The 19,545-nt window shown below is 61.8% G+C and carries 20 protein-coding genes and 1 tRNA gene; all 21 read right to left on the minus strand.

What is annotated here, in order from left to right:
• Nucleotides 1-2 precede the first annotated feature (2 nt).
• Nucleotides 3-75, minus strand: a tRNA-Gly gene (locus tag HFRIS_RS11345).
• Nucleotides 76-145: 70 nt separating this feature from the next.
• The gene (gene pgsA, locus HFRIS_RS11350) at nt 146-745 is read right to left on the minus strand and encodes a CDP-diacylglycerol--glycerol-3-phosphate 3-phosphatidyltransferase (protein ID WP_006463484.1); all 600 of its coding nucleotides are present in this window, start codon (nt 743-745) and stop codon (nt 146-148) included.
• A 122-nt stretch (nt 746-867) separates the two neighbouring features.
• Nucleotides 868-2,733 (minus strand): excinuclease ABC subunit UvrC, encoded by a 1,866-nt coding sequence (uvrC, locus tag HFRIS_RS11355; RefSeq protein ID WP_006463485.1) that lies wholly within the window; start codon nt 2,731-2,733, stop codon nt 868-870.
• 15 nt (nt 2,734-2,748) lie between these two features.
• Nucleotides 2,749-3,777 carry a beta-N-acetylhexosaminidase gene (nagZ, locus tag HFRIS_RS11360; protein ID WP_006463487.1) on the minus strand — a complete coding sequence of 343 codons (1,029 nt, stop codon included), beginning with the start codon at nt 3,775-3,777 and terminating at the stop codon, nt 2,749-2,751.
• Nucleotides 3,774-4,166, minus strand: coding sequence for a holo-ACP synthase (gene acpS / locus HFRIS_RS11365; RefSeq protein ID WP_006463490.1), 393 nt, complete (start codon nt 4,164-4,166; stop codon nt 3,774-3,776). The genes nagZ and acpS overlap by 4 nt, the downstream gene beginning before the upstream one ends.
• A gap of 10 nt (nt 4,167-4,176) precedes the next feature.
• The gene (pdxJ, locus tag HFRIS_RS11370; RefSeq protein WP_006463492.1) at nt 4,177-4,956 is read right to left on the minus strand and encodes a pyridoxine 5'-phosphate synthase; all 780 of its coding nucleotides are present in this window, start codon (nt 4,954-4,956) and stop codon (nt 4,177-4,179) included.
• 142 nt (nt 4,957-5,098) lie between these two features.
• Nucleotides 5,099-5,959: a DNA repair protein RecO gene (gene recO / locus HFRIS_RS11375; RefSeq protein WP_006463493.1), complete on the minus strand. Its 861-nt coding sequence runs from the start codon at nt 5,957-5,959 to the stop codon at nt 5,099-5,101.
• A 103-nt stretch (nt 5,960-6,062) separates the two neighbouring features.
• Complete coding sequence (era, locus tag HFRIS_RS11380; RefSeq protein WP_039875381.1) at nt 6,063-6,992, minus strand: GTPase Era; 930 nt, start codon at nt 6,990-6,992, stop codon at nt 6,063-6,065.
• Nucleotides 6,989-7,963, minus strand: coding sequence for a ribonuclease III (gene rnc, locus HFRIS_RS11385; RefSeq protein WP_006463495.1), 975 nt, complete (start codon nt 7,961-7,963; stop codon nt 6,989-6,991). Before rnc ends, era begins: the two co-directional genes overlap by 4 nt.
• 203 nt (nt 7,964-8,166) lie before the next feature.
• Nucleotides 8,167-9,081, minus strand: a complete 915-nt coding sequence (gene lepB, locus HFRIS_RS11390; protein ID WP_006463496.1) for a signal peptidase I — start codon at nt 9,079-9,081, stop codon at nt 8,167-8,169.
• A gap of 1 nt (nt 9,082) precedes the next feature.
• Entirely contained in the window at nt 9,083-10,876 is a 1,794-nt protein-coding gene (gene lepA / locus HFRIS_RS11395; RefSeq protein ID WP_006463497.1) for a translation elongation factor 4, read from the minus strand.
• A 248-nt stretch (nt 10,877-11,124) separates the two neighbouring features.
• On the minus strand, nt 11,125-11,433 hold the full coding sequence (locus tag HFRIS_RS11400; protein ID WP_039875383.1) for a glutaredoxin family protein: 309 nt from the start codon (nt 11,431-11,433) through the stop codon (nt 11,125-11,127).
• A gap of 112 nt (nt 11,434-11,545) precedes the next feature.
• A complete protein-coding gene (locus tag HFRIS_RS11405) occupies nt 11,546-13,024 on the minus strand; it encodes a DegQ family serine endoprotease (RefSeq protein ID WP_039875385.1) in 1,479 nt (492 codons plus the stop codon).
• Between the two features lie 16 nt (nt 13,025-13,040).
• Nucleotides 13,041-14,075 carry a MucB/RseB C-terminal domain-containing protein gene (locus HFRIS_RS11410; protein WP_039875386.1) on the minus strand — a complete coding sequence of 345 codons (1,035 nt, stop codon included), beginning with the start codon at nt 14,073-14,075 and terminating at the stop codon, nt 13,041-13,043.
• A 1-nt stretch (nt 14,076) separates the two neighbouring features.
• Entirely contained in the window at nt 14,077-14,781 is a 705-nt protein-coding gene (locus HFRIS_RS11415; RefSeq protein WP_039875388.1) for a sigma-E factor negative regulatory protein, read from the minus strand.
• Between the two features lie 76 nt (nt 14,782-14,857).
• Nucleotides 14,858-15,460 (minus strand): RNA polymerase sigma factor RpoE, encoded by a 603-nt coding sequence (gene rpoE, locus HFRIS_RS11420; RefSeq protein WP_006463502.1) that lies wholly within the window; start codon nt 15,458-15,460, stop codon nt 14,858-14,860.
• A 91-nt stretch (nt 15,461-15,551) separates the two neighbouring features.
• Nucleotides 15,552-16,049, minus strand: a complete 498-nt coding sequence (locus HFRIS_RS11425; RefSeq protein ID WP_039875390.1) for a protein YgfX — start codon at nt 16,047-16,049, stop codon at nt 15,552-15,554.
• A 69-nt stretch (nt 16,050-16,118) separates the two neighbouring features.
• Entirely contained in the window at nt 16,119-17,360 is a 1,242-nt protein-coding gene (gene fabF / locus HFRIS_RS11430) for a beta-ketoacyl-ACP synthase II (protein WP_006463504.1), read from the minus strand.
• Nucleotides 17,361-17,393: 33 nt separating this feature from the next.
• Nucleotides 17,394-17,633 (minus strand): acyl carrier protein, encoded by a 240-nt coding sequence (gene acpP / locus HFRIS_RS11435; RefSeq protein WP_006463505.1) that lies wholly within the window; start codon nt 17,631-17,633, stop codon nt 17,394-17,396.
• Nucleotides 17,634-17,796: 163 nt separating this feature from the next.
• Entirely contained in the window at nt 17,797-18,552 is a 756-nt protein-coding gene (gene fabG, locus HFRIS_RS11440) for a 3-oxoacyl-ACP reductase FabG (protein ID WP_006463506.1), read from the minus strand.
• Nucleotides 18,549-19,481, minus strand: coding sequence for an ACP S-malonyltransferase (gene fabD / locus HFRIS_RS11445; RefSeq protein WP_039875392.1), 933 nt, complete (start codon nt 19,479-19,481; stop codon nt 18,549-18,551). Before fabD ends, fabG begins: the two co-directional genes overlap by 4 nt.
• Between the last annotated feature and the right edge of the window lie 64 nt (nt 19,482-19,545).

Here is a 19,545-nt window from a genome sequence, read left to right on the forward strand (position 1 = left end):
GGAGCGGGAGAAGAGTCTCGAACTCTCGACCTATACCTTGGCAAGGTATCGCTCTACCAACTGAGCTACTCCCGCATCGGAAACAGAACGCTATTATAAGTCACCGTTGGCGTTTGTCAACTATTGAACTTGGTTTTTTAATTATTTATTTAATTATCTTCTTGCGGTTTTCAGCGTCGGCTTCCTTGATCATCGGCATGGCGCGACGCAGGTAATACAGCATTGACCACACCGTCAACACCGCCGCCACCAGCAGCAGCAGGCTGCCCCACAGACGGGTATCGATGATGGAGAACAGCGTGTCGTAGTACAGCAGCATGGGGATGGCAATCATCTGGGCGGTGGTCTTGATCTTGCCCAGCGAACTGACGGCCACCGACTTGGACGCACCGATCTGGGCCATCCACTCGCGCAGGGCCGAGATGGCGATCTCGCGACCGATGATGACGAAGGCGATCACCGGGTGTACGCGATCCAGATGCACCAGCACCAGCAGTGCACCGGTGACCATGAGCTTGTCGGCCACCGGGTCGAGGAAGGCACCGAAGGCCGAGGTCTGGTTCCAGCGCCGGGCCAGGAAGCCGTCGAACCAGTCAGTCGCAGCAGCGACGATGAACACGGCGGTAGCGGCGATACCTTGCTCATAGCGGTTCAGGCCGATCTCGGGCAGATAGTAGACACCGACGACCAGGGGAATGAGCGCCACCCGCAACCAGGTCAGCAGAATCGGAATATTGAAAGGCATACGTCTTGGAGGGTGGGTGCGGCGTACACAAAAAAAATTTACCGAATAGTAGCAGAGTCGTCCCCTGCTGCGCCCGCCTTTCATTCGGCTGGCGCCGCGCGGCGCATCGCGCACGTGACGGATCAGTGCAATTGCCGGTAGATTTCCTCGGCCAGCTGGCGCGAGATACCTTCCACCGAAGCCAGGTCATCCACGCTGGCATCGACCACGCCGCGCAAGCCACCAAAGCGCACCAGCAGGCGCTGGCGACGCTTGGCACCGATGCCTTCGATCTCTTCCAGGCGCGAGGTCTGGCGTGCCTTGGCGCGCTTGGCCCGCATGCCGGTGATGGCGAAGCGGTGCGCTTCGTCGCGGATCTGGGCGATCAACATCAGCGCGGCCGACTCCTTGCCCAGTTCCTTGGGCGCGCGTCCATCTGCGAAGACCAGGGTTTCCAGGCCGACCTTGCGCCCTTCCCCCTTGGCTACGCCGACGATGAGGCTGATGTCCAGGCCCAGTTCAGTAAGGACCTGGCGTGCCATTTCCACCTGCCCCTTGCCGCCGTCGATCAGGACGATGTCGGGCATGACGCCTTCGCCGTTGGCGACCTTTTCATAACGGCGCGTGAGCACCTGGCGCATGGCGGCGTAATCATCACCCGGGGTGATGTCGTTGATGTTGTAGCGGCGGTATTCACCGTTCTGCATGGCATGGTGATGGAACACCACGCAGGATGCCTGCGTGGCCTCGCCCTGGGTGTGGCTGATGTCGAAGCATTCGGCGCGCAGTTCGTCCAGGTCGTCGCGTTCCAGCTCGAGCACCTCGGCCAGGGCACGCGTGCGGGCCTGCTGCGAACCCTGTTCGGAGAGCAACCGGGCCAGCGCGATGCCGGCACCCTTGGTCGCCATGTCCAGCCACTGCCGGCGCTGCCCCTGGGGCTGGAAGGTCAGCGTGATGCGGTGGCCACACTGTTCCATCAGCGCCACCATCAGGGCCGGATCGTCGAATTCGGTCCCCACGATCAGCGAGCCGGGGACGAACTTGTCGATGTAATGCTGGGCCAGGAAGGCCTTGAGCACTTCGACCTCGATGCTGTCCTCGGCGGTATCCATCGCATCGTCGACGTGCGTGGGGAAATAGGCACGGTCGCCGAGATGACGTCCGCCGCGCACCATCGCCAGGTTGACGCAGGCACGACCGCCCTGCACCACCACCGCAATGATGTCGATGTCGGCGTCGCTGACGGTTTCCATGCTCTGCTGGTGCAACACACTGGAGAGCGAGCCGATCTGGTCGCGCACGGCAGCGGCCTGCTCGAACTTGAGGTCGGCGGCGAAGGCATGCATCTTCTGCTCCAGCGCTTCCATCACCTCGCTTTGGCGACCACGCAGGAATTTCGAGGCGTTCTCGACGTCGATGGCGTAGTCCTCACGACTCACCAGATTCACGCAGGGGCCGCTGCAGCGATGGATCTGGTGCAGCAGGCAGGGACGCGTGCGATTGGTGAAGACCGTGTCTTCGCAGGTGCGCAGCAGGAAGACCTTCTGCAGGATCTGGATCGATTCCTTGACCGCGCCGGCATTGGGAAACGGCCCGAAATACTGGCTGCGCTTGTCCACCGCACCACGGTAATAGGCCATGCGCGGAAAGGCGTGGCCGGTGATCTTCAGATAGGGGTAGGACTTATCGTCGCGAAAGAGGATGTTGAAACGCGGCCGCAGGGTCTTGATCAGGTTGTTTTCCAGCAGCAGCGCTTCGGCTTCGCTACGGGTCACCGTGGTTTCCAGGCGGGCGATGCGCTCGACCATCATGGCGATGCGCGGGCTGGTCAGGGTCTTCTGGAAATAGCTGGAAACCCGCTTCTTGAGGTCGCGTGCCTTGCCCACGTAGAGCACATTGTCTTCGGCATCGAAGTAGCGATAGACGCCGGGCAGGTGCGGCAGGCGGCCGACCGTTTCAAGCACGATCTCGCGTGGATCGGGCAACGCAGAGGCAGGAATATCGGACATGGATATGACGGCAGCTTACAGCGATTGCAGCAATGTGCGCGCAGCCAGATAGCGCGCATCGGCTTGCAGCGCATCCCAGCCCGGGGCCTGGCCCAGCGGCAGCAGGCTGGCACGGCGTGTGGCGGAAGCGGTATCGGTGCCGCCCTTGAGACCGGCCAGGATGGCATCGGCCTTGTCGGGCGAATTGCAGATCAGCGCCACGTCGCAACCCGCATCCAGCGCAGCCTGCGCGGCCTCCAGCGGGCCACCGGCGACACTGGCGCCGTGCATGCTGAGGTCGTCGCTGAAGATCACACCCTGGAATCCGAAACGCTCGCGCAGCAGCGACAGCCATACCTTGGAAAAACCGGCCGGCTGGGCATCCACCTTGGGATAGATGACGTGGGCCGGCATCACCGCCGCCAGGCTCATGCCGAGCCAGTCGTAGGGCGTCGCATCCTCGCCGAGGATGTCATCCAGTTCCCGCTCGTCGACCGGGATGGCCACATGCGAATCGGCCGTGACGAAACCGTGCCCGGGGAAATGCTTGCCGCAATTGGCCATGCCGGCCAGCGCCAGGCCGTGATTGAGACTCTTGGCCAGCAAGGTCACCACGCGCGGATCGCGATGGAAGGAGCGGTCGCCGATCACGGTGGAGACGCCGTAGTCGAGGTCAAGCACCGGCGTGAAGGACAGGTCGATGCCACAGGCGCGCAACTCGGCGGCCAGCACGAAACCGGTGGCGGTCGCCAGCTTGGTGGCCTGCAGCACATCACGGTCCCACAGCTGACCCAGTTGACCCATGGCCGGCAGGCGGGTGAAACCGTCGCTGCGAAAACGCTGCACACGCCCACCTTCGTGATCGACCGTGATCAGGATGCCGGGGCGTGCCTGGCGGATGGCGCTGGTCAGCGCGATCAACTGCGCACGGTTCTCGTAGTTGCGGGCGAACAGGATGACGCCGCCGGTCAGCGGGTGCTGCAGGCGGGCGATATCGGCGGCATCCAGCCGCGTGCCGACCACGTCCAGCATCACCGGACCCAGGGGCTGGACGGCTTGGTTCATGACTTCTCCACGATGACAAAGGCGACGGCGTATTCCACTTCGTCGGTGATGGTGACGTGGGCGCTGAGGCCCTGCTCTTGCATCCATTGTTGCAAGGCGCCGCTGCAGACCACCACCGGCTTGCCGCTGGGGGCATTGAGGACCTGCATGGCGCGCCAGGTCATGGGCATGCGCATGCCCATGCCGATGGCCTTGGAAAAGGCTTCCTTGGCCGCGAAACGGGTGGCCAGGAAGCGGATGCCACGGGCCTCCACCTTGGCCTTGCGCCGCAGGTATTTTTCCATTTCCTGCGGCCCCAGGATCTTGCCGGCGAAGCGATCGCCGTGGCGCTTGAGCGCCGCTTCCAGGCGCGGGATCTTGAGGATGTCGGTACCGATGCCGTAGATCATGCGATGCGCCTCAAGCCTTGGTGCTGGACTTGGTCGCTTCCAGGCGCGCCTTGACCATGATGGCCTTCATTTCGGAGACCGCATTGCGCCAGCCCACGAAGACCGCATGCGCCACCACGGCATGGCCGATGTTCAACTCGGCGATCTCGGGAATGGCGGCAATCGCCTGGACGTTGGTGTAGTGCAGACCGTGCCCGGCATTGACCTTCAGACCGAGCTTGATGCCGGCCTGGACGGCGATGCGGATGCGTTCCAGTTCTTCCTGCTGCTCCTGCTCGCTGGTGGCGTCGGCGTAGCGACCGGTGTGCAGTTCGATCACCGGCGCGCCGGATTCGGCGGCGGCCTGGATCTGTTGCACGTCGGGATCGATGAAGAGCGAGACGCGTACCCGTTCCTGCTGCAACTGGCGGATGGCGGACTGCACATCGGCAAAGTGGCCGGTCACGTCCAGCCCGCCTTCGGTGGTGACTTCAGTGCGCTTTTCCGGCACCAGGCAGACATCCTGCGGCTTGATGAGACAGGCGAAGTCGATCATTTCCTTCGTCACTGCCGCTTCCAGGTTCATGCGGGTCTGCAGCAGCGGGCGGATGGCCTTCACATCGTCGTCGCGGATGTGGCGACGATCTTCACGCAGGTGCAGGGTGATGACGTCGGCACCGGCTTCCTCCGCTTCCAGGGCAGCCCGGATGGGATCGGGATAGCGGGTACCGCGCGCATTGCGCAGGGTGGCGACGTGGTCGATGTTGATGCCCAGTTCGATGGTCGGGCCGGCGGGCTGCAGGAAACTCATGGCGTCAGGATGCTTCGTGTGAGTGATATTCGGATGTGCTGTATGCATCTGGCCGCGCATCGCAGATGATGCGGCCAGACGATGATTGTAGCGACTTGGGAGCGTGCGTGGGAGGAGCGACGGCGAGCGCGCCGCCGCCGGATCACAATTGCATGAGGTCGATCAGGATCTGGCGCGTATTCAACTGCGCCCCACCAAGATGGTGCGCCAGCAGATAGCGCATCAGGAATTTGCTCTGGAGCTGGGTGGTAGGGTCGCTGTAGTCCTCGCGCTCCATGTCCAGCAGGGTCTTGCCGCTGACCTTGGGCGCACGGTCGGAAATGCGCTCCGGACGCGTCCCCTGCTCCGGATCGACGACATAGATGCCATCGGCCTGGACCGTCTTGCCGCTGACCACGCAATGACTCCAGTTGCCGGCCACGCCGGTCTGCCTGAGCAGGACCCGTTCGAACTGGCGCAGCACGATCGGTGCATTCTCGCCATGGGCCAGCTTGTTCAGGGTCGCCACGTAATGATCGAACAGCGCCGGGTGTGCGTCTTCGCGGGCCAGCAGCTTGACCAGCAATTCGTTGAGATAGAAACCGCACAGCAGCGCCGACTTCTCCAGTGGCAGCAGGCCACCGACCCATTCGGCATCGGTCAGGGTACGCACCTCGGACTTGCCGCTCCACGACAGCGACAGTGGCTGGAAGGTCTGCAAGGCGCCACGCAACTTGGAATGCGGGCGCTTGGCGCCCTTGGCCACCAGCGCCACGCGACCATGGTCACGCGAGAAGACGTCGATGATGAGACTGGTTTCCTTGTAGGGATAGCTGTGCAGCACGAAGCCCGGCTGCGCCAGTACCTTGTGCTCCTTCTCCGGCACGGCGCGGCTGCGCGCACGAGGCGCGGCCGGCTTGCGCGCAGGAGCCTTGACAGGCGCCTGCGGCACGACTGCCGGCGCTGCGGCATTTGCCGGGTCAGCCTGGCTGTCGAGCTGGGATTCGGTGAGCATGGTAGTCATGGATATCCGTCCTGAATGCGTGAAGCCACGTCGTTAGGGCGCGGCGTAATGCCATGATGATGCAGGAATTTCGCGCAGCCCGCAGGACGGGCCGCAGCCGGGATCATTCGTAGCCGTAGGCACGCAGGCCGGCTTCGTTGTCGGCCCAGCCCGATTTGACCTTGACCCAGATCTCCAGGTAGACCGGACCGCCGAAGAGACGCTCCATGTCCAGCCGCGACTGGGTGGAAATTTCCTTCAGGCGCGCGCCCTTCTGACCGATCACCATGGCCTTGTGGGTGTCGCGTTCGACCAGGATGGCGGCGAAGACGCGGCGCAGGTTGCCTTCCTGCTCGAACTTCTCGATCAGCACCGTGCTGGTATAGGGCAGTTCTTCGCCGACAAAGCGGAACACCTTTTCACGCACGATTTCGGAGGCCAGGAATTTCTCGCTGCGGTCGGTGATGTCGTCTTCGTCGAACATCGGCGGATTCTGCGGCAGCAGCTTGCGCACCTCCTCCTGCAGACGATCCAGCTGGAAGCGCTGCTTGGCCGAGACCGGCACCACGGCGGCGAAGTCATGATGCGAGGCCACTTCGGCAGCAAAGGGCATGAGGGTGGTCTTGTCCTTGTTGCGGTCGGCCTTGTTCAATACCAGGATGCAGGGCACGTTGGACGGCAGCAGGTCCAGCACCTGCTTGTCGGCCGGGCCGAAGGTGCCCGCCTCGATGACGAACAGGATCACATCAGCTGCCGTCAGGGTATTGGTGACGGTGCGGTTCAGGGTCTTGTTGAGCGCATTGCTGTGACGGGTCTGGAAGCCGGGCGTATCGACATAGACGTACTGGGTGTTCTCGATGGTCTGGATGCCGGTAATGCGATGGCGCGTGGTCTGGGCCTTGCGCGAGGTGATGCTCACCTTGGCGCCGACCAGTACGTTCATCAGGGTCGACTTGCCGACGTTGGGACGACCGACGATGGCGATGTAACCGCAACGGTAATCGTCTGCCGGGGTCTGCGCCGACGCGTCGCCGGCCATGGGGGAATCTGTCATGCTGTTCTGGATTGCGTGGCGGATGAAGCCGCCGAAATGGGTTCTGCCGCGACCGTTTCAGCGCGGTCGCCAGTGTTGTTCTTGCCCTCGTTGCGGGTGGCCGCCGCAGGGCTCTTCGGCTCCTTGGCGGACTTGGCCGGCTTGCTGGCCGGAGCACGCTCGGAGGAGGACGCCCCCTCCGGACGATTGCCCTTGCCGCTTTCCTGGTCCGGTGCATCGGGCTGGATGGTGGCGATGCCGGCCAACTTCAACTGGGTGGTGCGGGTGCGCGGCTTGCGGCCGGCCGAGGGCGTCTTGGCCAGCGCCAGCTGCACTGCCTCCAGCGCCAGTTTGGCAGCGGCCTGTTCACCGGCGCGGCGACTGCCACCGGTGCCGAAGACCTGGATGTCCAGCTTGGGCACCAGGCATTCGATCTCGAATTCCTGGCTGTGGGCGGCACCGTGGGTGGCAATCACGTTGTATTGCGGCAGCGGGATTTTCTTGCCCTGAAGGAATTCCTGCAGCAGTGTCTTGGCATCCTTGCCCAGCGTACGGGGATCGACGTGTTCCAGCACCGGGACGTAGAGCGAACGGATCACCGCGCGCGCCGCCTCGAAACCGGAATCGAGGAAGATGGCGCCGAACAGCGCCTCCAGGGTATCGGCCAGGATCGAGGGGCGGCGGAAACCGCCCGATTTCAGCTCACCCTCACCCAGGCGCAGGAACTGCGACAGCTCCAGCCGCTGGGCGATCTCGTACAGGGACTGCTGCTTGACCAGATTGGCGCGCAGGCGGGAAAGGTCGCCTTCGTCGATCTTGTCGTAGCGTTCGAACAGCAGGGATGCCACCACGCAGTTCAGTACCGAATCGCCGAGGAATTCCAGCCGCTCGTTATGCAAGGCGCTATGGCTACGATGGGTCAAGGCCTGCTGCAGGAGCGACGCATCCTTGAAAGTGTGGCCTAGCCGTTGTTGCAAGAGTTGAGGATCCATTTTTTCATCCGTCATTCAGTCTGCCGCCCCGTTCGCGCAGCGGCGCGAGGATCGGGGATTACCAGCCTGACCAGTCAGCGGGATCGGTGCAAAGCAAAGCTCAATACTGCTCCGGGTCTGCCTCCACAACGCAAAATTGCCAAATGGAAACTACGGAAAACTGCGAAACCTTCGAAAGCTGCTCGATCAGAACGTGGCGCGCCTTAGTGGAAGCTGCCGATCCGCTTGATATCGCCCAGGTTCATCCAGACAAAGAAGGCCTTGCCGACGATGTTCTGGTCCGGCACGAAGCCCCAGTAACGACTGTCGAGGCTGTTGTCCCGGTTGTCGCCCATCATGAAGTACTCGCCCGGCGGCACCGTGCAGGCAAAACCTTCAGCGTTGTAGGTGCACAGCTCATGATGCGGGAAGGCATCCGGGTTGGGCACGAAGTTGGGAGCACGCTCATCAGTGAGGATCTTGTGTTCCACGCCGGTCAGGTTTTCCTGCCATTGCTTATAGTACGTCAGATTTTCCTCGTCCAGATAATCCGGCAGCGCTTTATAAGAAATTTGTTCACCATTTACGGTTAAGCGCTTGTTTTTATAGACAATTTTATCACCAGGAACGCCAACCACGCGCTTGATGTAGTCCACCGACATGTCCTTCGGATACTTGAAGACCATGACGTCGCCGCGCTGCGGCTGGTTCACTTCGATGATCTTCTTGTTGATGATGGGCAGGCGGATGCCGTAGGTGAATTTGTTCACCAGGATCAGGTCGCCGACCAGCAAGGTGGGCACCATGGAGCTGGAAGGAATCTTGAATGGCTCGTAGAGGAAGGAGCGCAGGCAGAACACCAGGGCGATCACCGGGAAGAAGCTGCCCGAGTACTCGATCCAGGCCGGCTGCTTCATCAGGCTGGCCTGCAGGTCGGCGCGGCCGGTGGCCACGGCGCCGTCACGCTTGATGCCCTGGGCCTCGTCACGCGCCACGCGGGCATCGAACTCGGCCAGGGCGGCATCGGCGCGGGCGCGACGCTGCTTGGACAGGAAGAAGGTATCGGCGAACCAGATCACGCCGGTCACCAGCATCAGGACGAACAGAATGAGTGCGAAGTTGCCCAACAAAGCCTGCATGTTATTTATCTTCCACTTGTAAGATTGCCAGGAATGCTTCCTGCGGGATTTCGACCGAGCCCACCTGCTTCATGCGCTTCTTGCCGGCCTTCTGCTTTTCCAGCAGCTTGCGCTTGCGCGAGATGTCGCCGCCGTAGCACTTGGCCAGCACGTTCTTGCGCATGGCCTTGACGTTTTCGCGCGAGATGATGGTGGCGCCGATGGCGGCCTGGATGGCGACGTCGAACATCTGGCGCGGAATCAGCTCGCGCATCTTGGCCGCCACCTGGCGGCCACGGATCTGGGCGGCGGCGCGGTGCACGATGATGGCCAGTGCATCGACCTTTTCGCTGTTGATCAGCATGTCCACCTTGACCACGTCGGCGGCCCGGTATTCCTTGAACTCGTAGTCCATCGAGGCATAGCCGCGCGAGGTCGACTTCAGACGATCGAAGAAGTCCAGCACGATCTCGGCCATCGGCATTTCATAGGTCAGCTGCACCTGCTTGCCGTGGTAGCTCATGTTCATCTGGATGCCACGTTTCTGCGTGCACAGGGTGATGACGGAGCCCACGTATTCCTGCGGCATGTACAGGTTGACGGTGACGATGGGTTCGCGGATTTCCTCGATCTTGGACACTTCCGGCATCTTCGACGGGTTGTCCACCATCAGCATGGTGCCGTCCCGCTGCTGCACTTCGTAGACCACCGTGGGCGCAGTGGTGATCAGGTCCATGTCGAATTCGCGCTCCAGACGCTCTTGCACGATTTCCATGTGCAGCAGGCCCAGGAAGCCGCAGCGGAAGCCGAAGCCCAGCGCCTGCGAGACTTCGGGCTCGTACATCAGCGCGGCGTCGTTGAGCTTCAGTTTTTCCAGCGAGTCGCGCAGGGCGTCGTACTGGTTGGCCTCCACTGGGAAGAGGCCCGCGAACACCTGCGGCTGCACTTCCTTGAAGCCTGGCAGCGGCGAAGGCGCCGGCTTGCCGGCCAGGGTGATGGTGTCGCCCACGCGGGCCGATTTCAGTTCCTTGATGCCGGCGATGACGAAGCCTACCTGCCCTGCCGTGAGCGCATCACGCGATTGCGACTTGGGCGTGAACACGCCGATGCTTTCGGTCAGGTACTGGGTCTCGGTGGCCATCAGCAGGATCTTGTCCTTGGGACGCAGGGTGCCGTTGACGATACGCACCAGCATGACCACGCCGACATAGTTGTCGAACCAGGAATCGATGATCAGCGCCTGCAGCGGCGCATCCGGGTCGCCCTTGGGCGCCGGCACCTTGGCGACGATGGCTTCCAGCACCTCTTCCACGCCCAGGCCGGTCTTGGCCGAGCATGGGGTGGCATCAGAGGCATCGATGCCGATCACATCCTCGATCTCGCTCTTGGCGTTGTCGGGGTCGGCCGACGGCAAGTCGATCTTGTTCAGTACGGGCACCACTTCCACGCCCAGGTCCAGGGCGGTGTAGCAATTGGCCACGGTCTGCGCTTCCACGCCTTGCGAGGCATCAACCACCAGCAGTGCACCTTCGCAAGCCGACAGCGAACGCGAAACCTCATAGCTGAAGTCGACGTGACCCGGGGTATCGATGAGGTTCAGATTGTAGATCTGGCCATCCTTGGCCTTGTAGGACAGGGCTGCGGTCTGGGCCTTGATGGTGATGCCGCGCTCGCGCTCGATATCCATCGAATCCAGCACCTGCGCTTCCATCTCGCGGTTGGAGAGGCCCCCGCACAACTGGATGATGCGGTCGGCGAGCGTAGACTTGCCGTGATCGATGTGGGCGATGATCGAGAAATTACGGATATTGTTCATTAACAGACTGGAAACGATGAAAAAAGGCGCTCCGAAGCGGGCAGTGCCCAGCCGAGCGCCTTTGCAACAGCTTATTCGACCCGGCATTTTACCGGATTTCAGAGTGACAAGCCCGACTTTCAGGTGCCGGGCTGCGCTCGCGGAGGCGAAAAAACCTCAGGAAAGCGCGCCACGCGGCGCTGCCGAGCATGACCGACAGGCAACTTTTACTTGCGCGGAAATGAATCGACAGGCTCCCTCACACAGCTTTACCTGGCGGCAAGAAAATCCTGCAAGCGCAGCGGATCAAGATGGTAATGACACAACTGCAACCACTGCCCATCCCTCGCCTGCCCCATCAGGACCGGCACCAGCTCGTCATAGCGCGCCACCAGAGCCGGATCAGCATCCACATCGATCATTTCGATATGCGCCGGCTGCGCACCCAGCGCGGCGCGCAAGGCGTCACGCAAGTCATCACACAGGTGACAATAACTGCGCGAATAGATGATGAACTGCAATTCTGCGGGCTGGGCCGGCTGACCTTCACTAGGGGATGCAGGGGACGTATGGGACATGTGACAGAAGGGCGATCAATCCCGGGCGATGGATGGAAAAAGGCTGCGACTCCCGGGAATCGCAGCCTTGAGCATCAATGCCCGCAGGCATTGCTTAGCGGAGCGGACTTCCTCAGTTGCCGCCGTTCGGGCGCAGCGGCACGAATTGCGAGGAGTCGCCACGGCGTACCAGTACCGCGGCGCGCTTCTTGGCATCCAGCTTGGCGACCAACTGCCCGAATTGCTTCGCATCCTTGACATCGACTTCGTTCAGGCGCTGGATCACGTCGCCCGGGCGGATGCCGGCGGCTGCGGCGGCACCGCTGACGGCCTCCACCAGCACGCCGTTATCGACCTTCAATTCCTTCTTCTGGGCGTCAGACAGGTCGCTCACCACCAGGCCCAGGGCATTGGGGGTGTTATCCGGCTTGGCTTTCTTTTCCTCGGCCTGCTTGGGCTTGTCGGCTTCCAGCTCGACCACGGTCACCGTCAGGTCACGCGCACTGCCCTTGCGCCAGATGTTGACGGTCGCCTTGGCCCCCGGCTTGGTGGCACCCACCATGCGCGGCAGATCGCTGGGGCGTTCGATGGCAGCGCCGTTGTACTTCAGGATGATGTCGCCTGCTTCCAGGCCAGCCTTCTCGGCCGGGCCGCCGGCTTCCACACGCTGCACCAGGGCCCCCTGGGCACGCGCCAGGCCCAGCGACTCGGCCACATCCTTGGTCACTTCGCCGATCTGCACGCCGATGCGGCCACGTGTCACGCGACCGCTGGCCTTCAACTGGTCGGCCACGCGCAGCGCCTCATCGATGGGCACGGCAAAGGAAATCCCCATGAAGCCACCAGAACGGCTGTAGATCTGCGAGTTGATGCCGACCACTTCGCCCTTGAGATTGATCAGCGGGCCACCGGAGTTGCCCGGATTGACGGCAACGTCGGTCTGGATCAGCGGCAGATAGTCGCCGGTATCACGCGCCTTGGCCGAGACGATGCCAGCAGTGACCGTGTTTTCCAGCCCGAAGGGCGAGCCGATGGCCAGCACCCACTCTCCGACGCGAATCTTGTCGGAGTCGCCCATGTTCAGACGCGGCAGATTGCTGCCGTCGATCTTGAGCACAGCCACATCGGTGCGGGTATCGGAGCCGACGATCTTGGCTTTGAATTCACGCTTGTCGGTCAGGGTCACATAGACCTCGCTGGCACCTTCCACCACGTGGGCATTGGTCAGGATGAAGCCGTCGGCGGAGATGATGAAGCCGGAACCAACACCACGCGGCACCTCCTCCTGCTGCCCCTGCCCACCCTGTTTGCCATTGCCACGAGGCGTTCCGGGCTGCTGCTGGCGTGGGACGGGGATACCGAAGAAACGCCGGAAGAATTCCTGCATTTCCGGATCATCCATCCCGCCCTGCCCCTGGGCATTCTGGCGTACGCGCTCGGTAGTCCGGATATTGACCACACCGGGGCCGGTGCGCTCGACGATGTCGGCAAAATCGGGCAGCGCGGCCACACTTGGCGAGGCCACGGGCGGCGCAGCCAGCACGCCCGGAGCGGCGGCCACAACGGAGGCGGCCAGCAAGGCGCTGGCAAAGGTCTTCTTCAACGGAGTCATTGCAACAGTCTCTCTTCTATTTGGATGTCAGTTCAATGGAATCGGCGACTTGCCGGATCGCGGCGGCGGGCACTTCACCAACCACCGTCAACCAGTAGTCTCCCTGGCGGCGACCGAGGATATTCAGGGCCCCTTGCTGGATCGTACCTTCTTCCCCGCCCTGGCTACCGGGCTCGATGAACACCGAGATGGCGGCCAGACCATCGGAAAACACGATCTGTGACACCTCACGTCCGGCTGGCTGGTTCTGGGCAGGCACCGGTCCGTCCGGCGTCACACCGGGGATCATGCGTCTTACCTGCTGGATCTTACGAAATCCCGACGGTGGCGTAATCCGCCATGCGGAAAGATCGACCGGGCTCATGGCAGTCTTTTCCACCTGCCAGCCGCGCGTATCCCTGTAGGTGGGGTTGACGCGGCTGCGATCAATCCCGCCGATCTCTATTTGTGTGAAGGCGATCTGCTCGATCACCTCCCCCTTCGCTCCCAGCGTCTGGGCGCGTAACAACAGGCCCGTGGCCTTGTCGCCGCAGAACCGGTAACCGTAACGCAGCTTGTCCAGTGGCTCCAGCACCACGGCATCACACACCCGTCCGGCCACGCGCTCGGGGGCGCCAGCCTTGAATCGATAGTGGACAGCCAGTTCATCGGGGCGGGCATCCAGGATCGCCGGGAACACATCCCGGCTCACACGTTTTTCCATGCGCATGATGCGTACGTCAGGCAGATAGCCGACGACATCATCATTGTTGCGAATGAATTCGCTGGGCTTGCCATCGAGCAGCTCCAGCTTTTCGTGCTCGGTCTTGCCGGCGACCACGTGCGTGACACGCGAACTGCGGATCAAAGAGCCCTGCTGATAGACGAAACTACCCGAATAATTCAATCGCTGCGCGGCAGATTGCATTTTTTGCAACTGCGTCGGCAATGGGGAAGGAGTGGAAGCTTCACTGGCAGGAGATGCTGAAACGCCATCCGCCGCATGAGCGGATGGCGAGAACAACATGGGCAGGAAGCAGAGTACGCCGTACAGACGCCCCGTTTGACGCATCTTATTTATCGGCGTCAGAGGAGAAGGCAGCAGAACGGGCGTATTGCGCCGAACTATAGGAAGGCGAGAAACGCTGGTGGGCAGACAGGTACTGGTCGATACGCGGGTCGCGCTTGACTTCACCCTGCTGGGCCAGCGAACTGAACTGGTTCACGTTTTGCGGATTGCCGCTGGTATCGGCCACCGTGGCAATCGCCGACGGTACCGAAGGGGCAGCCAAGGGAGCCGAAGCCACCTGAGCGACCGGAGCCGCCATTCTGGCATCGGCATTGACTACCGCCTGCTGCGGCATGGCCACGAACACTGCGGCCACGGCAGCTGCAGCCGCTGCCGCGCTGGGCATCAACAGACGCACCAGACGGCTGGGACGAGCCGCGCGATGATCACCATTGGCGGCAGTCTTGACTGCAGCTGGCTGAACCTCAGCAGCGGCAGGCACTGCCGCGGTCACTGCGGCAGCCTGCGGCGCCACGATGGCCGGCTCGGCGTCCAGCAATGCCGCCATGCGGGCCGAGAAGCCGGCGCTCAGGGAGACATCCATCTCTTCCGAACGCAGCACCTCGCCGATGCGGTGGTAATCTTCCCACGCGTCCTGGGCGTTCTCGGAAGAACGCAAGGCCGCGAAGGCAAGGGTCATTTCGTCAGAGCTCAACTCGCCATCGGCAAGGGCTGAGATCTGTTCTCTGGTCGTTACTTTGGTATCCATAAGCAGTCACCCGGCAAAAATCTTAGTTCCATACCCGCTTTATTATTTTCTTTCTTACAACAGGCTTGCGGCCTCATTACCAGCGCTTGTCCGCCGCCGTATCCAGCAAGGGACGCAACTTCTCGGCAATTGCTTCCCGGGCGCGGAAAATGCGACTGCGCACGGTGCCGATCGGACAATTCATCGCATCTGCAATCTCGTCGTAGCTCAACCCCTCGATCTCGCGCAACGTGATGGCAGTACGTAATTCTTCCGGCAATGCCTCCATCGCCACGTTGACCGTTTGAGCAATTTGCTTGGTAGCCAACATCGACTCTGGAGTGTTGATGTCCCTCAGATGGTCCGCATCGTCAAAAGTTTCAGCTTCTTCTGCATCGGCTTCTGTCGAAGTTGGCGCCCGACGGCCCATGGTGACCAAATAGTTCTTGGCAGTGTTGATACCGATGCGGTACAGCCAGGTATAGAAGGCCGAATCGCCGCGAAATTGCGGCAATGCCCGATAGGCCTTGATGAAGGCTTCCTGTACCACGTCTTCAGCTTCGGCCTGGTCGCGCACCAGGCGCGAGACCAGCCGCATGAGCTTGCGTTGATACTTGACTACCAATAGCTCGAACGCCTTCTTGTCGCCGCGCTGGACGCGCTCAACAAGCTGCTGATCTATTTCGCGTTCTGTCGTCAAACCGGGTTCCTTGTTTTTTATGGCCGTGTTGTTTTATCGTCATTGCCCGTGGCAGATGCTTCCAGCCCGGCAATTTTCAAGTCTGCCGACCTTATTTTTCGAGCATCTTCGCTTTGGCCGTATTGTGACTGATCAGCCAGCGACATGCCACGGAAAGTGAACGGAAGGTATCTTCAGAAACCGAATCCGGAAGAATGGGAATGGTACGGGTCTTGCCGTTTTCCAGGCGCAGGCGCAGAAACAGCATGCCTGGCCAGATGGTGCTGCCGGCCAGCAATTGGGCCAGCCCGGCCTTCATGACCTGCGGCTTGGCGCGCGCCGACTGCACCAGGTGCTCCACCACGCGGATCTGCCCGGTGCCGGAAATATGCAGCCAGATGACCTTGCGATCGCGCAATACCATGGCCAGGGCGACTGCGGCTGCCAGGATGCAGCCTCCGGCGAGGCCCAATCGCGCCGGCAAGGACAGCGCGCCCGGCATCAGCAACGACATCAGTATGCCGGCCAGCGCCACGCACAGGCAGGCAAAGCCAGTGACCAGCAGGAGTAGCCGGGACGGTTTGATATCCGCAGAAACTGCTATAGACATGAGATGCTCGGGAGCGATGGCGCCGTTAAAACGACAAACCCGGCTTCCTGGGAAGCCGGGTCTTGCATTTTACATCTTGCCGATGACCAGGGTACCGTTGGTACCACCGAACCCGAAGGAGTTCTTGACAGCAATATCGATCTTCATGTCCCGCGCCTGGTTGGCGCAGTAATCCAGATCGCACTCCGGATCCTGATTGAAGATGTTCATGGTCGGCGGCGACACCTGATTGTGCACGGCCAGTACAGTCAGCACGGTCTCCAGACCGCCAGCGCCACCCAACAGGTGACCGGTCATGGATTTGGTCGAATTGACAACCATCTTGTAAGCATGGTCGCCGAATGCAGCCTTGATCGCGTCCGACTCGTTCTTGTCGCCCAAGGGGGTCGACGTACCGTGCGCGTTCAGGTACTGCACCTCATCGCCATTGACGCCTGCATCGCGCAGTGCATTGAGCACGCAGCGACGCGGACCGTCAAGGTTGGGGGCAGTCATGTGGTAAGCGTCGCCGCTCATGCCGAAGCCGAGCAGTTCCGCATAGATCTTGGCGCCACGGGCCTTGGCGTGTTCGTACTCTTCGAGCACCATCACGCCGGCACCCTCGCCCAGCACGAAGCCGTCGCGATCCTTGTCCCACGGACGGGACGCGGTCGCGGGATCATCGTTGCGGGTCGACAGCGCGCGCGCCGAAGCGAAACCACCGATGCCCAGCGGCGAGACACTGGATTCAGCGCCACCAGCAACCATCACATCCGCATCACCGTACATGATCATGCGCGCGGCGGAGCCGATGCAGTGCAGACCGGTGGTGCAGGCGGTGACAATCGCCAGGTTAGGGCCCTTCAGACCAAACTTGATGGACAAGTTGCCGGAGATCATGTTGATGATCGAGGCCGGGATGAAGAAGGGACTGATGCGGCGCGGACCACGGTTGGTCAGTTCGGCGTGGGTATCTTCGATCAGCGGCAAGCCGCCGATGCCCGAACCGATCATGACACCGATGCGCTCGGCATTCTCGTCGGTCACCGTCAAGCCACTGTCCTGGATGGCCTGGATACCGGCGGCCATGCCATAGTGGATGAAGGTGTCCATATGACGCGCTTCCTTGGCGGGGATGTAATCCTCGATATTGAAGCCCTTGACTTCACCGGCAAAGTGCGTGGTGAAGGGGGTAGCGTCGAATTTGGTGACGGTAGCGATGCCGGACTTGCCTTCCTTGATGGCACTCCACGTATCGGCGACGTTGTTGCCGACAGGCGAGATGCATCCCAGGCCGGTAATGACTACACGACGTTCACGAGTGCGGCTCAAGCAATTCTCCTGAAACTTTGACCAAAGCCCTTATCAGGCCTTGACTTGCGACTTGGCGTAGTCGATCGCCTGTTGCACGGTGGTGATCTTTTCGGCTTGTTCGTCGGGGATTTCCATTTCAAACTCATCTTCCAGTGCCATGACCAGCTCGACGGTGTCCAGCGAGTCGGCGCCCAGGTCGTCCACGAACGACGATTCGTTCTTGATGTCGGCTTCGGCGACGCCCAGTTGCTCAGCGACGATCTTCTTCACGCGTTGTTCGATATCGGACATAGTGTTCCTCCAGAGGGATGATAGGTTACAAAAGTGCGCGCATTTTAGCAGGTTTGCGCGGGGAAAATTTACTTTTAACTATTCCTGGCAAGATTGCGCCAAGTGCAGCTTAACTTCAAACAAAAGTCGGCAAAAGGACTTGAATCAAGCCCTCAGGACTTACTCAACCCATGTACATGCCACCGTTCACATTGAGGGTGGTACCGGTGATGTAGGCGGCTTGCGGCGAGGCCAGGAAGGCCACCGCATAGGCGATCTCCTCGGCCGCACCCAGACGACCCAGCGGAATCTGCTGCAAGATCGCGGCGGACTGCTGCTCGTTCAAGGCCTTGGTCATGTCGGTATCGATGAAGCCGGGCGCCACGCAATTGACGGTGATGTTGCGGCTGCCGATCTCGCGCGCCAGCGCGCGGCTCATGCCGGCCACGCCGGCCTTGGCGGCGGCGTAGTTCATCTGGCCGGGATTACCGGCCTCGCCCACCACCGAAGTGATGTTGATGATGCGACCGCTGCGGGCCTTCATCATGCCGCGCAGTACCGCGCGGGAGAGACGGCCCACGGCCGTGAGGTTGGTGGCGATGACGCTGTCCCACTCCTCGTCCTTCATGCGCATGGCCAGTTGGTCCTGGGTGATACCGGCATTGTTGACCAGGATGGACAGCGAACCGAATTCCTTCTGCACCTGCTCCACCACGGCCACGCTGGCCTCGGCATCGTTGACGTTCAACACCACGCCGCGACCGGCTTCCGACCCCAGCGCCGCCAGGTATTCACTGATGGCGGCCGCGCCGGCCTCGGAGGTGGCGGTACCGACCACCTTGGCACCCTGGCGCGCCAGTTCGGTGGCGATGGCACGACCGATACCGCGCGACGCGCCGGTCACCAGGGCGACCTGGCCCTGCAGATTCTGTGCACTCATTTCAGCAACTCCAATACTTTGTTCAGGGATTCCTGGTCGACGATGGCCTCACCCACCAGTTCGCCATTGATACGCTTGGTCAGGCCGGTCAGCACCTTGCCGGGACCACATTCGATCAGGTGGGTCACGCCACCGGCGGCCATCTTCTGCACGGTCTCGACCCAGCGCACAGGCGCTGCAGCCTGGCGCACCAGCGCATCCTTGATGGCAGCCGGATCGCTGACCACGGCCACATCGACGTTATTGATCAGCGCAATCTGCGGTGCGGCAAATGCCACGTTGGCCAGATAGGCTTGCAGGCGATCCGAAGCCGGCTTGAGCAGCGACGAGTGGAACGGCGCCGACACCGGCAGCGGCAACGCACGCTTGGCACCCTTGGCCTTGGCGATGTCGCAGGCGCGGCCGACCGCAGCCTTGTGACCGGCGATCACCACTTGCGCCGGCGCATTGAAGTTGACCGCCTCGACCACTTCACCTTGCGCGGCTTCGGTACAGGCGGCGCGCACGTCGTCGTCGGACAGACCGAGAATGGCGGCCATGCCACCCTGCCCGACCGGCACCGCTTCCTGCATGGCCTGGGCGCGGAAGCGCACCAGCGGCACGGCATCCTTGAACTGGATCACACCGGCGGCGACCAGCGCCGAGTATTCACCCAGGCTGTGGCCGGCAACCAGCGACGGCACCTTGCCACCGGCGGCCAGCCAGGCGCGATAGAACGCCACGGCAGCCGTCAGCATGACGGGCTGGGTGTTGGTGGTCAGGTCCAGGTCTTCCTTGGGGCCTTCGGCAATGAGCTTGCCCAGGTCGAACTGCAGCGCGTCGGAGGCTTCGGCGACGGTCTGGCGAACGATCTCGTTGTCGGCAAAACCGTTGAGCATCCCGATCGCCTGAGAACCCTGGCCCGGGAAAACAAAAGCAAATGTTGTCATGCTTGGATGTGATTGAGTTTGGATAAAAATGCGGGGCCGGCGCCAGAGAACCCGGCGCCACGCT

Origin of the sequence: Herbaspirillum frisingense GSF30 (assembly GCF_000300975.2) — a bacterium.
In the GTDB taxonomy this organism is placed as follows: domain Bacteria; phylum Pseudomonadota; class Gammaproteobacteria; order Burkholderiales; family Burkholderiaceae_D; genus Herbaspirillum; species Herbaspirillum frisingense.

Coding starts and splice junctions, on each gene's coding strand:
- pgsA (WP_006463484.1), bottom strand. CDS start 745: ATGCCTTTCAATATTCCGATTCTGCTGACCTGGTTGCGGGTGGCGCTC.
- uvrC (WP_006463485.1), bottom strand. CDS start 2,733: ATGTCCGATATTCCTGCCTCTGCGTTGCCCGATCCACGCGAGATCGTG.
- nagZ (WP_006463487.1), bottom strand. CDS start 3,777: ATGAACCAAGCCGTCCAGCCCCTGGGTCCGGTGATGCTGGACGTGGTC.
- acpS (WP_006463490.1), bottom strand. CDS start 4,166: ATGATCTACGGCATCGGTACCGACATCCTCAAGATCCCGCGCCTGGAA.
- pdxJ (WP_006463492.1), bottom strand. CDS start 4,956: ATGAGTTTCCTGCAGCCCGCCGGCCCGACCATCGAACTGGGCATCAAC.
- recO (WP_006463493.1), bottom strand. CDS start 5,959: ATGACTACCATGCTCACCGAATCCCAGCTCGACAGCCAGGCTGACCCG.
- era (WP_039875381.1), bottom strand. CDS start 6,992: ATGACAGATTCCCCCATGGCCGGCGACGCGTCGGCGCAGACCCCGGCA.
- rnc (WP_006463495.1), bottom strand. CDS start 7,963: ATGGATCCTCAACTCTTGCAACAACGGCTAGGCCACACTTTCAAGGAT.
- lepB (WP_006463496.1), bottom strand. CDS start 9,081: ATGCAGGCTTTGTTGGGCAACTTCGCACTCATTCTGTTCGTCCTGATG.
- lepA (WP_006463497.1), bottom strand. CDS start 10,876: ATGAACAATATCCGTAATTTCTCGATCATCGCCCACATCGATCACGGC.
- HFRIS_RS11400 (WP_039875383.1), bottom strand. CDS start 11,433: ATGTCCCATACGTCCCCTGCATCCCCTAGTGAAGGTCAGCCGGCCCAG.
- HFRIS_RS11405 (WP_039875385.1), bottom strand. CDS start 13,024: ATGACTCCGTTGAAGAAGACCTTTGCCAGCGCCTTGCTGGCCGCCTCC.
- HFRIS_RS11410 (WP_039875386.1), bottom strand. CDS start 14,075: ATGCGTCAAACGGGGCGTCTGTACGGCGTACTCTGCTTCCTGCCCATG.
- HFRIS_RS11415 (WP_039875388.1), bottom strand. CDS start 14,781: ATGGATACCAAAGTAACGACCAGAGAACAGATCTCAGCCCTTGCCGAT.
- HFRIS_RS11425 (WP_039875390.1), bottom strand. CDS start 16,049: ATGTCTATAGCAGTTTCTGCGGATATCAAACCGTCCCGGCTACTCCTG.
- acpP (WP_006463505.1), bottom strand. CDS start 17,633: ATGTCCGATATCGAACAACGCGTGAAGAAGATCGTCGCTGAGCAACTG.
- fabG (WP_006463506.1), bottom strand. CDS start 18,552: ATGAGTGCACAGAATCTGCAGGGCCAGGTCGCCCTGGTGACCGGCGCG.
- fabD (WP_039875392.1), bottom strand. CDS start 19,481: ATGACAACATTTGCTTTTGTTTTCCCGGGCCAGGGTTCTCAGGCGATC.